Origin of the sequence: Streptomyces melanogenes (genome assembly GCF_014649795.1) — a bacterium.
Classification (GTDB): domain Bacteria; phylum Actinomycetota; class Actinomycetes; order Streptomycetales; family Streptomycetaceae; genus Streptomyces; species Streptomyces noboritoensis.
Genome location: NZ_BMTS01000011.1, coordinates 32,832 through 46,189 on the forward strand (window position 1 = coordinate 32,832; position 13,358 = coordinate 46,189).

The 13,358-nt window shown below is 71.2% G+C and carries 10 protein-coding genes; 3 read left to right on the top strand and 7 right to left on the bottom strand.

The window, feature by feature from the left end:
• Positions 1-30 precede the first annotated feature (30 nt).
• Both IE252_RS23560 and IE252_RS23565 read left to right on the top strand, forming a co-directional pair.
• Positions 31-1,257 carry a thiolase family protein gene (locus tag IE252_RS23560; protein ID WP_190091463.1) on the top strand — a complete coding sequence of 409 codons (1,227 nt, stop codon included), beginning with the start codon at positions 31-33 and terminating at the stop codon, positions 1,255-1,257.
• Complete coding sequence (locus IE252_RS23565; protein WP_190091464.1) at positions 1,254-3,383, top strand: 3-hydroxyacyl-CoA dehydrogenase NAD-binding domain-containing protein; 2,130 nt, start codon at positions 1,254-1,256, stop codon at positions 3,381-3,383. Before IE252_RS23560 ends, IE252_RS23565 begins: the two co-directional genes overlap by 4 nt.
• A gap of 83 nt (positions 3,384-3,466) precedes the next feature.
• On the opposite strand, the gene IE252_RS23570 is transcribed toward IE252_RS23565, so the two are convergent.
• Positions 3,467-4,630: a DUF8189 domain-containing protein gene (locus IE252_RS23570; protein ID WP_229848754.1), complete on the bottom strand. Its 1,164-nt coding sequence runs from the start codon at positions 4,628-4,630 to the stop codon at positions 3,467-3,469.
• A 159-nt stretch (positions 4,631-4,789) separates the two neighbouring features.
• Between IE252_RS23570 and IE252_RS23575 the strand changes: the two genes are divergently transcribed.
• Positions 4,790-5,197, top strand: a complete 408-nt coding sequence (locus IE252_RS23575) for a PIN domain-containing protein (protein ID WP_190091465.1) — start codon at positions 4,790-4,792, stop codon at positions 5,195-5,197.
• On the opposite strand, the gene IE252_RS23580 is transcribed toward IE252_RS23575, so the two are convergent.
• The 6 genes from IE252_RS23580 to IE252_RS23605 all read right to left on the bottom strand — a co-directional run.
• Positions 5,161-6,723: an ArnT family glycosyltransferase gene (locus IE252_RS23580; RefSeq protein WP_190091466.1), complete on the bottom strand. Its 1,563-nt coding sequence runs from the start codon at positions 6,721-6,723 to the stop codon at positions 5,161-5,163. The genes IE252_RS23575 and IE252_RS23580 overlap by 37 nt on opposite strands.
• A 50-nt stretch (positions 6,724-6,773) precedes the next feature.
• The gene (locus tag IE252_RS23585) at positions 6,774-8,249 is read right to left on the bottom strand and encodes an amino acid permease (RefSeq protein ID WP_190091467.1); all 1,476 of its coding nucleotides are present in this window, start codon (positions 8,247-8,249) and stop codon (positions 6,774-6,776) included.
• Between the two features lie 164 nt (positions 8,250-8,413).
• The gene (dxs, locus tag IE252_RS23590; protein WP_190091468.1) at positions 8,414-10,327 is read right to left on the bottom strand and encodes a 1-deoxy-D-xylulose-5-phosphate synthase; all 1,914 of its coding nucleotides are present in this window, start codon (positions 10,325-10,327) and stop codon (positions 8,414-8,416) included.
• A 216-nt stretch (positions 10,328-10,543) separates the two neighbouring features.
• A complete protein-coding gene (locus tag IE252_RS23595; RefSeq protein ID WP_190091469.1) occupies positions 10,544-11,875 on the bottom strand; it encodes a sugar ABC transporter permease in 1,332 nt (443 codons plus the stop codon).
• Positions 11,872-12,660 (bottom strand): ATP-binding cassette domain-containing protein, encoded by a 789-nt coding sequence (locus IE252_RS23600; protein WP_190091470.1) that lies wholly within the window; start codon positions 12,658-12,660, stop codon positions 11,872-11,874. Before IE252_RS23600 ends, IE252_RS23595 begins: the two co-directional genes overlap by 4 nt.
• 197 nt (positions 12,661-12,857) lie before the next feature.
• Positions 12,858-13,358, bottom strand: a 501-nt coding sequence (locus IE252_RS23605; protein ID WP_190091471.1) for a substrate-binding domain-containing protein, incomplete at its 5' end; no start/stop codon positions are given.

A 13,358-nucleotide genomic window follows, 5' to 3' on the forward strand; every position in this document is an offset into this window, starting at 1 on the left:
TGCCACCCCGCACCCTGGAGGAGAGCCATCGTGCCTCGTACCGTCAGGGACGTCGTCTTCGTCGACGGCGTCCGCACCCCGTTCGGCAAGGCGGGCCCGAAGGGCATCTACCACGAGACCCGGGCCGACGATCTCGTCGTCAAGGCGATCCGGGAGCTGCTGCGCCGCAACCCGGCCCTCGACCCCAAGAAGATCGACGAGGTCGCCATCGCCGCGACCACGCAGATCGGCGACCAGGGTCTGACCCTCGGCCGCACCGCCGGCATCCTCGCGGGTCTGCCGCAGTCCGTGCCGGGCTACTCCATCGACCGTATGTGCGCGGGCGCGCTGACCGCCGTGACCTCGGTCGCCGGTTCCATCGCCTTCGGCGCGTACGACGCGGTGATCGCCGGTGGCGTCGAGCACATGGGCCGCCACCCGATGGGCGAGGGCGTCGACCCGAACCCGCGCTTCGTCAGCGAGAAGCTGGTCGACGAGTCCGCCCTGTTCATGGGCATGACCGCGGAGAACCTGCACGACCGCTACCCGCACATCACCAAGCAGCGCGCCGACGAGTACGCCGTGCGCTCGCAGGAGAAGGCGGCCAAGGCGTACGCGAACGGGAAGATCCAGCAGGACCTCGTCCCGATCTCGGTGCGCAACACCAACGCCGAGGTGGGCGAGACCGGCTGGGGCCTGGTCACCGCCGACGAGCCGATGCGCCCGGGCACCACGCTGGAGAGCCTGGCGAGCCTGAAGACGCCGTTCCGCGTCCACGGCAACGTCACCGCGGGCAACGCGGCCGGCCTCAACGACGGCGCCACCGCGTCGATCATCGCGTCCGAGGAGTTCGCGCGCGAGAACGGCCTGCCGGTCAAGATGCGCCTGGTCTCGTACGCCTTCGCGGGCGTCGAGCCCGAGGTGATGGGCTACGGCCCGATCCCGGCGACCGAGAAGGCGCTGGCCAAGGCCGGTCTGTCGATCGAGGACATCAACCTCTTCGAGATCAACGAGGCCTTCGCCGTCCAGGTCCTCTCCTTCCTGGACCACTACGGCATCGCCGACGACGACGCCCGCGTCAACCAGTACGGCGGCGCCATCGCGTTCGGCCACCCGCTCGCCTCCTCCGGCGTACGCCTGATGACGCAGCTGGCGCGGCAGTTCGAGGAGCAGCCGGAGGTCCGCTACGGCCTCACCACCATGTGCGTCGGCTTCGGCATGGGCGCCACGGTCATCTGGGAGAACCCGCACCACAAGGACGCCGGAGGCAGCAAGTGAGCACCACCGCTGAGCTTTTGAAGGGTGCGGCCGAGCTGTTCCCGGACGAGGTCGTCACCTCGGCGCACGTGCGCCACCTCGACCTGCCGTTCGGCGCGGGCAGGTTCGCGCTGATCACGCTGGACAACGGCTTCGACCACACCAAGCCGACCACCTTCGGCCCGGGCTCGCTGGCGAACCTGAACGCCGCTGTCGACCAGGTGGAGAAGGAGGCGGCCGAGGGCGCGATCGTCGGCGTCGGTGTCACCGGCAAGCCGTTCATCTTCGCCGTCGGCGCCGACCTCAAGGGCGTCGAGATCCTCAAGAAGCACGAGGACGCGCTCGCCATCGGCAAGAGCGGCCACGAGGTCTTCAAGCGCCTCGCCGCGCTGGCCGTGCCGACCTTCGCGTACTACAACGGCGCGGCCATGGGCGGCGGTGTCGAGGTCGGTCTGCACTGCTCGTACCGCACCGTCTCCAAGGCCATCCCGGCCTTCTCGCTGCCCGAGGTCTTCCTCGGTCTGGTCCCGGGCTGGGGCGGCTGCGCCCTGCTCCCGAACCTGATCGGCGCGGAGCGCGCGGTCTCGGTCATCATCGAGAACTCGCTGAACCAGAACCGCCAGCTCAAGGGCAAGCAGGTCTTCGAACTCGGCATCGCGGACGCGATCTTCGAGGGCGCGGACTTCCTGGAGCAGTCGCTGATCTGGACCGCGAACGTCCTCAAGGGCGACGTCACCGTCGAGCGCCCCGAGGTCGACCGCGGCGAGGCCTGGGACCAGGCCGTCGCCAAGGGCCGGTTCATCGCCGACTCCAAGGTGCACGGCGCGGCCCCGGCCGCCTACCGCGCGCTCGACATCATCGAGGCGGCCAAGGACGGCGACCTCCAGGCCGGGTTCGACGCCGAGGACAAGGCGCTCGCCGACCTGATCATGGGTGGCGAACTCCGCAGCGGCATCTACGCGTTCAACCTGGTGCAGAAGCGCGCCAAGCGTCCGGCGGGTGCGCCCGACAAGTCGCTCGCGCGCCCGGTCACCAAGGTCGGCGTGGTGGGCGCGGGCCTGATGGCCTCGCAGCTCGCGCTGCTGTTCCTGCGCCGCCTGGAGGTGCCGGTCGTGCTGACCGACATCGACCAGGAGCGCGTCGACAAGGGTGTGGGCTACGTCCACGCCGAGATCGACAAGCTGCTCGCCAAGTCCCGTATCAACCAGGACAAGGCCAACCGCCTCAAGGGCCTGGTCTCCGGTGTGCTGGACAAGGCCGAGGGCTTCTCCGACGCCGACTTCATCATCGAGGCGGTCTTCGAGGAGATCGGCGTCAAGCAGCAGGTGTTCGCGGAGGTCGAGGCGGTCGCCCCGGCGCACGCGATCCTCGCCACCAACACCTCCTCGCTGTCGGTCTCCGAGATGGCGTCGAAGCTGAAGCACCCCGAGCGGGTCGTCGGCTTCCACTTCTTCAACCCGGTCGCGATCCTCCCGCTCCTGGAGATCGTGCGCGGCGAGCAGACCGACGACGCGGCGCTGGCCACGGCGTTCGGCGTCGCCAGGAAGCTGAAGAAGACCGCGGTCCTGGTGAAGGACGCCCCGGCGTTCGTCGTCAACCGCATCCTGACCCGCTTCATGGGCGAGATCCAGAACGTCATCGACGAGGGCACCCCGGTCGAGGTCGCCGAGAAGGCGGTCGAGCCGCTGGGTCTGCCGATGTCGCCGCTGGTGCTCCTGGAGCTGGTCGGCCCGGCCATCGGTCTGCACGTGTCCGAGACCCTCAACCGCGCCTTCCCGGAGCGGTTCACGGTCTCCGAGAACCTCGCGGCCGTCGTGAAGGCGGGCAAGCGCGGCTTCTACGTGTACGACTCCGGCAAGCCGGAGCTGGACCCGGAGGTCGCGGCCCTCCTCAAGCAGGGCGATGTCGTCCTGACCGAGGAGCAGACCCGCGCCCGCGTCCTGGACGCGGTGGCGCAGGAGATCGGTCTGATGCTTCAGGAGGGTGTCGTGGCCGAGGCCCAGGACATCGACCTCTGCCTCATCACCGGCGCCGGCTGGCCCTTCCACCTGGGCGGCATCACGCCGTACCTGGACCGCGAGGGCGTCTCGGAGCGCGTGAACGGGAAGAAGTTCCTGGCGCAGGGCGTGGCGAGCGTCCCGGCGTAACGCCCCTAGCAGTACGCAGAAGGCCCCCCGCAGCGGCGGGGGGCCTTCTGGCGTGTTCGGGCCCGCCGGGGGGCGGGCGGGCGTCAGACGACCGTCCAGGGCTCCAGGGCCAGGCCGGGCTCGCTGGTCTTCTGGCGGGTGACGCGCAGCCGTCCGTCGGTGCCGAAGGCGGCGAGGACGACCCGCCCTGCGGCGTCGGTGGCGAGCGCCGGTACGCCCTCGCAGACCTCGCCCGTGGAGGCCCACACCGCACCGGCCGACTCGGCCTCCGTGGGGTAGGCGGCGAGCGCCGGGCGGCCGTCTGGGCCGCGCTGGGCCAGCAGGGTGCAGTCGTGGCCATCCACCGGCGTGCGCAGCACGGCGACCGGGCCGCTCGCGGCGCCGCCGAGCGGTACGGCGGGGTCGTCGGCGCGGAAGGCGTGCACGTCGTCGCCCTCGGCCTCGCGCCAGAAGAAGGTGATCCGGCCCTCGCCGGTGTGCTGGGCGCTCACCGAGCCGTCCGCCACCTGGATCTCCAGGTCGGAGACCCGCTCGTACGTGGCGCTCCCGGCGGCCCGCGTCCAGCGCATCACCCCGCGCTTGGCCGGCATCACGACGTCGACCCTGCCGTCTTCGGCCGCGCCCGCGCAGACCGCGCCGTACGAGCCGGAGCCGTCCAGGTCGAGCCAGTTGCTCCACCTGCCCGACGTCTGCTGGACGCGGGCGCACAGGCCGGTCCCGGCGTTGCGGATGAAGACGTTCAGGTTGTCGGCGGAGTCGACGACGGCGGCCGGGTGGCCGACCTTGGCGGCCCTGGTCTGGTCGCGGTAGGGGGTGCCCAGCGGATACCAGTCCTTGACCGGGCGGCCCGACTGGTACTGGACGGCGTGGACGACGTCGTAGTGCGGGTCACCGGCGGCCGTCTTGTTCTGCTGCAGCGCGAGGAAGTGGACGTACCCGTCGGCGCCCTGGGCCACGGTGAGGCGCGGGCCGAGCCCGGGCGCCGGGACGACCAGCTCGGGTCCGGTCCACTCGGGGCCGCCGGGGTGCGTCTCGGTCCAGCGCAGCACACCGCCCGCGCCCGGCGCGTACGCGGTCAGCCGTCCGTCCTTGCCGCGCAGCAGCCAGCCGGTGACCGCCGGGGAGCCGTCGGGCAGGGCGGGCGAGGGGACGAGGCCGGGCGCGCTGACGGCGGCGGGTGCGGCGGTGGGGGTCTCGTGCTCCGGGCCCGCCTGCCCCTTCGACGCACGCGCAGGCTTGAACGCCATGGCTCACCGACCGCCTTTCCCTACCAGATCCGCGATGAGCGGCAAGATGCGACACACCATGAGACCCAGCGACAATAACACTCGGTCCCGGGCCCGGATTTCGCGGGATTTCCCCGGCCCGACGTGCGATTTTCCCGACTCCCGTGGCACGCTGCCGGGATGGGGACGACCTCGCTGGTGATCGTGGACGCGGCCAATGTGGTGGGCTCGGTGCCGGACGGCTGGTGGCGCGACCGGCACGGCGCCGCCGAACGCCTGCGTGACCGCCTGGTGGGGTACGCCGAGGCCGGGCTCCCGGGCTTTCCCGGCCCCGTCGAGCTGGTCCTGGTGGTCGAGGGCGCGGCCCGCGGGGTGGCGCCGGTGGCGGGCGTACGGGTGGATGCCGCGCCCGGCAGCGGCGACGACCGGATCGTGGAGCTGGCCGCCGGGCGCGCCCCGGACCGCCCCTGCCTGGTGGTGACGGCCGACCGCGAGCTGCGCCGCCGGGTGGAGGCGCACGGGGCGCGGTGCGTGGGGCCGCGGGCGGTGCGTCACCCCGCCGGGGAGGCGGAGGACGCGGACGGCTGAGTCCGTACGTAGAACACCGCCCCGTCGACCGTCCCCACCAGCGGCTCGTAGCGGGCCGCGAGCAGGCGGCGCAGGCTCGGCAGGCGTTCGGGGGCGTAGGGGGCGCCCCGGGAGTCGTCGACGATCAGCACGGGTGGCCGCGCGGCCAGTTCGGTGCGGAAGACCGGCCAGGAGCCCTCCACGCCGTACTTCTCGCCCACCTGGGGGCCGTCGCGACCGCCGCTGAAGTTGGTGAGGAGTCCGGCGGTCAGATAGCGGGTGGCGGGGGCACGGCCGGAGAGCCAGTACGTCTCGGGGTGTATGCCCCACACCAGGACCGGGTCGTGCGGCGCCGAGCGCGCCCGTACGGCGGCCGCCAGGCGCTCGGCGTGGGCCAGTTCGGGGCGCGGGGCGAGCAGGCCCCAGACGAGGAAGAGCGCGCAGGCGCAGGCGGAGGCGAGGAGCGCGCCGGTCAGCCGGTGCGGTGGGAGGATCTGGAGCGCGGCCGCCGCGAGCAGCACCAGCGGCGGGACGAGCTGGAGGTAGTAGTGGCCGAAGAAGTGGAAGCCCACGAGGACGGCTCCGGCCGAGGAGGCGAGCCACAGCCATACGTCCGCGGCGCCGGTCCTGGCGATCCGCAGCACCCGCACCACCGGTGGCAGCAGCCCGGCGCAGGCGAACGCGAGGAGTGCGGTGTTGGCCAACCCCCTGGCCAGGACGTGGAGTTCGGAGCCGGTGAAGGAGGCGTAGGCGCCGGAGCCGGTGACCGTCCAGAACAGGAACCGGGCCGGGCCGGTGAGCAGCGCGCCGAGCAGCACCGGGCCGCAGAGCCCGGCGCCGGTGCGCAGCAGGGCGGAGCGGCGCGGCGTGGCCGAGCGCCACATCAGCCACAGCACCGGGACGAGCGCCGCGCCGCCGGTCTGCTTGGTGAGGAAGGCCCCGCCGACGGCGAGGCCCGCGCGGGCCCACTGGCGCCGGTCGGCGCAGCGCACGGCGGCGACCGTGAACGGCAGCATGAACACCTCGAAGGTGGCCGCCTGGGTGTCCTCGGGGTTGAGGCCGACGGAGACGAGCAGGTGCAGCACGCCCGCGACCCGGCCCGCCCGGTCGCCCCAGCGGCGGCGGGCGGTGGAGGCGAGGAGCACGGCGGTGAGCAGCTGCGCGCCGACCGCGGCGACCCGCAGCGGGCCGAGCGAGGTGTCGCCGAACACCGCGAAGGCGGCCTCGTACAGCCAGGGCAGCAGGGGCGGCTTGCGGTCGACGACCGTGTCGTACAGCGCTCCCCCGGCGGCGAGTTGGCGGGCCTGGACGGCGAGATAGCCCTCGTCGGGGTTCCACAGGGGATGCCGGAAGGAGGGCAGCCGGGTCAGTACGGCCAGGGCGGCGAGCGCGGGCAGCAGCCGCGTCCAGTACCCGCTGCCGCGCCCGGGCACCGGCTCCGCACGCGGCCGCGGCACCCGTGACGTGCGTACGGAGGGTGACGGGGCGAGGGAGTCGGTGGGCGTACGGTGCACGGGGTGCACGCTATCCGGCCCCGCAGTTCCCATCGAAGCGGGACATACGGGGCCGTGCGATCAACTCCGGGAAGCGCTGGACGTCACTCCACGTCGATGCGGCTGTGGGACCGCCCGTACAGGAAGTAGACGACGAAGCCGATCACCATCCAGATCCCGAACCGCAGCCAGGTCTCGGCGGGCAGGTTGAGCATCAGCCACAGCGAGGCGGCCACCGACAGGATCGGCACCCAGGGCACCAGCGGGGTGCGGAAGGCGCGGTGCAGATCGGGCCGGGTGCGGCGCAGGATGATCACGCTGATCGCGACGATGACGAAGGCGAAGAGGGTGCCGATGTTCACCAGCTCGGCGAGTTCGCTGAGGCTGGTGAAGCCCGCGAGGATCGCGATGATCCCGCCGAGCAGGATGGTCGGGCGGTGCGGAGTGCGGAACTTGGGGTGGACGCGGGAGAAGAAGCGGGGCAGCAGCCCGTCGCGGCTCATCGCGAAGAACACCCGGGTCTGGCCGAGCAGCAGGATCATGCAGACCGTGGTGAGGCCGACGGCGGCGCCGAAGCTGATGACACCGGCGTAGAAGGGGTGCCCGGTGGCCTTGAAGGCGTCGGCGAGCGGGGCGTCGATGGAGAGCTCGGAGTAGTGCTGCATGCCGGTGACGACGATCGAGACCGCCACGTACAGCGCGGTGCAGATGAAGAGCGAGCCCAGGATGCCGCGCGGCATGTCCCGCTGCGGGTTCTTGGTCTCCTCGGCGGCGGTCGCCACGATGTCGAAGCCGATGAAGGCGAAGAAGACGACGGAGGCGGCGGTGAAGATGCCCATCACGCCGAAGTTGGTGGGCGCGTACCCCGACATCAGCTCGATGAGCGGCGCCTGGAGGCTGCCCCCCGCCTTCTGCGGCTGCGCCTTGGGGATGAACGGCTTGTAGTTCTCGGACTTGATGAAGAAGGCGCCCGCGATGATCACGATGAGGACGACGGTGACCTTGATGGCCACGACGACCGAGGTCACGCGTGCGGAGAGCTTCATCCCGAGGACCAGGATCGCGGTCAACACCAGGACGAGGGCGGCGGCGAGGATGTCGAAGCCGAAGCCGTCGGCGCCCTCGCGCCCGCCCAGCGCGTCCGGCAGGTGCCAGCCCGCGTTGTCCATCAGCGAGCGCACGTACCCCGACCAGCCGACGGCCACCACCGCCGTGCCCAGGGCGAATTCGAGCACCAGGTCCCACCCGATGGTCCAGGCGGGCAGCTCGCCGAGCGAGGCGTAGGAGAACGTGTAGGCGGACCCGGCCACCGGGACCGTGCAGGCGAACTCCGCGTAGCAGAGAGCCGCCAGCGCACAGGCGACGCCGGCCGCCACGAACGCGAGGGAGACCGCCGGGCCCGCGTTCTCCTTGGCGACCTTGCCCGTGAGGACGAAGATGCCGGTGCCGATGATGACGCCGACGCCGAAGACCGTCAGATCGAGCGCGGACAGCGACTTCTTGAGTGCGTGCTCCGGCTCCTCTGTGTCCGCGATGGACTTCTCGATTGATTTGGTCCGAAAGAGACCGGTACCAGCCACCTTGTGCACCTCCGCTAGCTCATGTCCCCGCCATGATCGGGACGAGGGGCGGTACGGGTACCGGGCTGCGGCGGTAATTCACGCGGATGGGCCGGTCCAACCACCCGTACAGGGCGATCGGACCGGCCCATTGACCGGTCGCCGGATGTTCACCGGCGCCTTCGTCAGTCGCGCGCGGGCTCCACGGCGCTCTCGCTCTCCAGCCCGCCGAGCTTGGCGACCAGGCCGGTGACCTGGCGCGCGATGTCCGGCGCGGTCAGCCCGATCTCGGCCATGACCTCCTTGCGGGAGGCGTGGTCGAGGAAGCGCGGCGGGATACCGAAGTCGCGCAGCGGCACGTCGACGCCCGCGTCGCGCAGCGCCTGGGCGACGGCCGAGCCGACCCCGCCGACGCGGCTGTTGTCCTCGACGGTGACGACGACCCGGTGCGTCTCGGCGAGCGGCGCCAGCGCCTCGTCGACCGGCTTGACCCAGCGCGGGTCGACCACGGTGGTCGAGATGCCCTGGGCGTCCAGCAGGTCGGCGATCTCCAGGCACATCGGGGCGAGCGCGCCCACCGAGACCAGCAGCACGTCCGGCCGCTCGGCCTCGGCGCGGCGCAACACGTCCATGCCGCCGATCCGGCCGACGGCCTGGACCGCCGGGCCGACCGCGCCCTTGGAGAAGCGCACGACGGTCGGGGCGTCCTCGACCTCGACGGCCTCGCGCAGCTGGGCGCGCACCTGGTCGGCGTCGCGCGGGGCCGCGATCCTGAGGCCCGGGACGACCTGGAGGATCGACATGTCCCACATGCCGTTGTGCGAGGCGCCGTCGGTGCCGGTGACCCCGGCCCGGTCCAGGACGAACGTCACGCCGCACTTGTGCAGGGCCACGTCCATCAGGACCTGGTCGAAGGCGCGGTTGAGGAAGGTGGCGTAGACGGCGAAGACGGGGTGCAGCCCGCCGGTGGCCAGGCCCGCCGCGGAGACCGCGGCGTGCTGCTCGGCGATGCCCACGTCGTAGACCCGCTCGGGGAAGGCCTTGGCGAACTTGTCGAGGCCGACCGGCTGGAGCATGGCCGCGGTGATCGCGACGATGTCGGCGCGCTCCTTGCCGAGCTTGACCATCTCCTCGCCGAAGACCGAGGTCCAGTCCAGGCCCGAGGTGGAGACCGGCAGGCCGGTGTCGGGGTGGATCTTGCCGACGGCGTGGAAGCGGTCGGCCTCGTCCGCCAGGGCGGGCTGGTAGCCGCGGCCCTTCTCGGTGAGGCAGTGCACGATGACCGGGCCGCCGAAGCGCTTGGCGCGCGTCAGGGCGGACTCCAGGGCCTCGATGTCGTGGCCGTCGATCGGGCCGACGTACTTCAGGCCCAGGTCCTCGAACATGCCCTGCGGGGCGATGAAGTCCTTGAGGCCCTTCTTGGCGCCGTGCAGCGTCTCGTAGAGCGGCTTGCCGACGACCGGGGTGCGCTCCAGGAGGTCCTTGCCCTTGGCCAGGAAGCGCTCGTAGCCGTCGGTGGTGCGCAGGGTCGCCAGGTGGTTGGCGAGGCCGCCGATGGTCGGCGCGTAGGAGCGCTCGTTGTCATTGACCACGATGACCAGCGGGCGGTCCTTGGCGGCGGCGATGTTGTTCAGCGCCTCCCAGGCCATGCCGCCGGTGAGCGCGCCGTCGCCGATCACCGCGACGACGTGGTCGTCCTTCTTGAGGACCTCGTTGGCCTTGGCCAGGCCGTCGGCCCAACCCAGCACGGTGGAGGCGTGGCTGTTCTCGATGACGTCGTGCTCGGACTCGGCCTGCGAGGGGTAGCCGGAGAGGCCGCCCTTCATCTTCAGCTTGGCGAAGTCCTGGCGGCCGGTGAGCAGCTTGTGCACATAGCTCTGGTGGCCGGTGTCCCACAGGACCTTGTCCTTGGGCGACTCGAAGACGCGGTGCAGCGCGATGGTGAGCTCCACGACGCCCAGGTTGGGGCCGAGGTGCCCGCCGGTCTTGGAGACCGCGTCGACGAGAAAGGTCCGGATCTCAGCGGCCAGCTGGTCCAGCTGCTCCGGGCTGAGCCGGTCGAGATCGCGCGGTCCCCTGATACGGGTAAGCAGCGGCACCCGTGCCTCCTTGCATCCGTGCTGGTCGAGCATGCCGATTCAGCCGAGTCTAATGTTCCTACTCCGACGGCGGTCATCGGGCGGTGCGTTCCGCGTCACGCGAATGGCTGACATCCGCGCCCGCGCACGGACGTGCCCGGCGCCGCGAGGGCACCGGGCACGTCCGGGGTTCCTCCCCTTGCCCCGCAAGGGGCGCGAGGAGGTGGGGGCCGCGGGTCAGGCGCGACCCGCGGACTTCTGGGTCTTGCGGGTGACCGCGTCGATCACGACGGTCGCGAGCAGTACGCCACCCGTGATCATGTACTGGATCGGCGAGGCGATGCCCTGCAGGGCCAGGCCGTACTGGATCGAGGTGATCACCAGCACACCGAGCAGCGCGTTCCAGGTGCGGCCGCGGCCGCCGAAGAGGCTGGTGCCGCCGATGACGGCCGCCGCGATGGCGTTCATCAGGAGCTCGCCGCTGCCCGCGCCCTGGTTGGCCGCGGTGATCTTCGAGGCGAGGAAGAGGCCGCCGATGGCCGCGAAGGTGCCGGAGATGGCGTAGATCGAGGTGCGGATCATCACCACGTTGATGCCGGCCCGGCGGGAGGCCTCGATGGAGCCGCCGAGCGCGAAGACCTTGCGGCCGTACGCGGTGCGCCGGAGCACGAAGTCGGTGAGCACCAGGACCGCCAGGAAGAGCACCACGGCGAGCGGGAGGCCCTTGTACTGGTTGTAGACGGCGGCGGCGCCGACGGCCGGGACGGCGAGCAGCACCGTGCGCAGCACGATCTCGCTGAGCGGCCGGGACGGCACGCCGGCCGCCTCGCGGCGCCGGCTGTCGAGGAACGAGGTGAGGAAGAAGGCCACCACCGCGACCGCGGCCAGGCCGTAGGCGGCCGCCACATCGCTGAAGTAGTAGCTGGTCAGCTTGGCGACCAGGCCCTCGGAGTCCAGGTTGATCGTGCCGTTGCTGCCCAGGACCTGGAGCATGAAGCCGTTCCAGAACAGCAGACCGGCCAGGGTCACGGCGAACGCGGGGACGCCGATCCGGGCGAAGACGAAGCCGTGGATGGCGCCCGCGACCGTACCGGTCAGGATCGCCAGGACCAGGGCCAGCCACTCGGACATGCCGTGCGTGACGTTGAGCACCGCGAAGGTGGCGCCCGCGACACCGCTGACCGAGCCGACCGACAGGTCGATCTCGCCTAGCAGCAGCACGAAGACGATGCCGGTGGCGATCATGCCGGTGCCGACCATGGCGACGCTGATGTCGGAGAGGTTGCCGGCGGTCAGGAAGTTCGAGTTCAGGCTCTGGAAGATCGCCATGATGACGATCAGGCCGACGACGACCGGCAGCGACCCGAGGTCGCCCGCCTTCATCTTGCGCTTGAACTCGGACAGGTAGCCCGCGAAGCCCTGCTCGCGCACGAGCAGGCGGGGGTCGACGGCGGTGACCGCCTCGCCCGCGGCGGGCGGCGCGTCCACGGGGGCCTCGTGCGGCTTGTCCAGGTGGATGGGCTCGGTCGGGTCGGCCTTGTCCGCGGGGGAGGTCTTGTCGGTGCTCACTTCTGAACCTCCGCGTTGCGCGCCGCACGGCGGGTCACGGCGTTGTCCGTGGCGCCGGTGATGGCGGAGATGATCTCTTCCTGCGAGGTGGTCTTGACGTCGAAGACGCCGTTGTTGCGGCCCAGGCGCAGCACGGCGACCTTGTCCGCGACGGCCTTCACATCGGCCATGTTGTGGCTGATGAGGATGACGGCGTGGCCGCGCTCGCGCAGCCGCTCGACCAGGTCGAGGACCTGCGCGGTCTGCTCGACGCCGAGGGCCGCGGTCGGCTCGTCGAGGATGACGAGCTTGGGCTCGCCGAGCATCGAACGGGCGATGGCGACGGTCTGGCGCTGGCCGCCGGAGAGCGACGCGATCGGGATGCGGACGCTGGGGATGCGGATCGACAGCGTGGTGAGCAGCTCGCGCGAGCGGCGCTCCATCTCGACCTCGTCCAGGATGCCGCGCTTGCGCAGCTCCCGGCCCAGGTAGAGGTTGCCTACGACGTCGATGTTGTCGCACAGCGCGAGGTCCTGGTAGACGGTCGCGATGCCGAGCGCCTGGGCGTCGTGCGGCTTGTTGATCTGTACGCCGCGGCCCTCCCACTCGATGACGCCGTCATCGATGGGGTGCACCCCTGCGATCGTCTTGACCAGCGTGGACTTTCCGGCTCCGTTGTCGCCCACCAGGGCGACCACCTCACCGGCGTGGACCTCAAGCTCTACGTCGGTGAGCGCCTGAACGGCACCGAACCGCTTGGAGACCCCGCGCAACGCCAGCACGGGCGTAGCGGACACGTGAACCATCTCCTTCGCCGCCTGACCGGCGGGGATGCCGCGCCCGAGGAGGGGGGCGCGGAGGTTGAGCAGAAGAGAACGGGGAGAAGAAGCGTTCCGTCCGGCACCCCGCCCGATAGCGGGGGCTGAGAAGGAGGGCGGGGCGCCGGAGGGGCTTCGGGGGCCGGGGCCCCGCGCACCGCGGGTGCGCGGGTTCCGGCGGGGGACTACTTCAGGCCGAGCGCGTCGCAGGCGGCCTTGTAGTTCGAGGTGCAGATCTCGTCGACCTTGTAGATGCCGTCCTTGATGACGGTGTCCTTGATGTTGTCCTTGGTCAGCGACACGACCGGGAGGATCACCGACGGGACGCCCTTGGTGGTCGGGCTGTCGACCTTGGACTTCGCGATCGAGTCCAGCTTCTCACCCTTGGCCAGCGCGACGGCCATCTCGGCCGCGATCGGGCCTTCCTGGACGTAGGGCTTGTAGACGCTCATGAACTGCTCGCCCGCGACGATGCGCTGGACTCCGGCGAGTTCGGCGTCCTGGCCGGTGACCGGGGGGAGCTTGGGCAGGCCGGCGGCCTTGAGGGCGGTGATGATGCCGCCCGCCATGCCGTCGTTGGCCGAGTACACGCCGATGATCTTGTCCTTGCCCAGGGCCGAGATCGCGCCCTCCATGTTGGCGTTGGCGTTCTCCGGCTTCCACTCCTTGGTGTCGTACTCCTTGCC

Coding starts and splice junctions, on each gene's coding strand:
- IE252_RS23570 (WP_229848754.1), bottom strand. CDS start 4,630: ATGGCGTTCAAGCCTGCGCGTGCGTCGAAGGGGCAGGCGGGCCCGGAG.
- IE252_RS23575 (WP_190091465.1), top strand. CDS start 4,790: ATGGGGACGACCTCGCTGGTGATCGTGGACGCGGCCAATGTGGTGGGC.
- IE252_RS23580 (WP_190091466.1), bottom strand. CDS start 6,723: ATGGGAACTGCGGGGCCGGATAGCGTGCACCCCGTGCACCGTACGCCC.
- IE252_RS23600 (WP_190091470.1), bottom strand. CDS start 12,660: ATGGTTCACGTGTCCGCTACGCCCGTGCTGGCGTTGCGCGGGGTCTCC.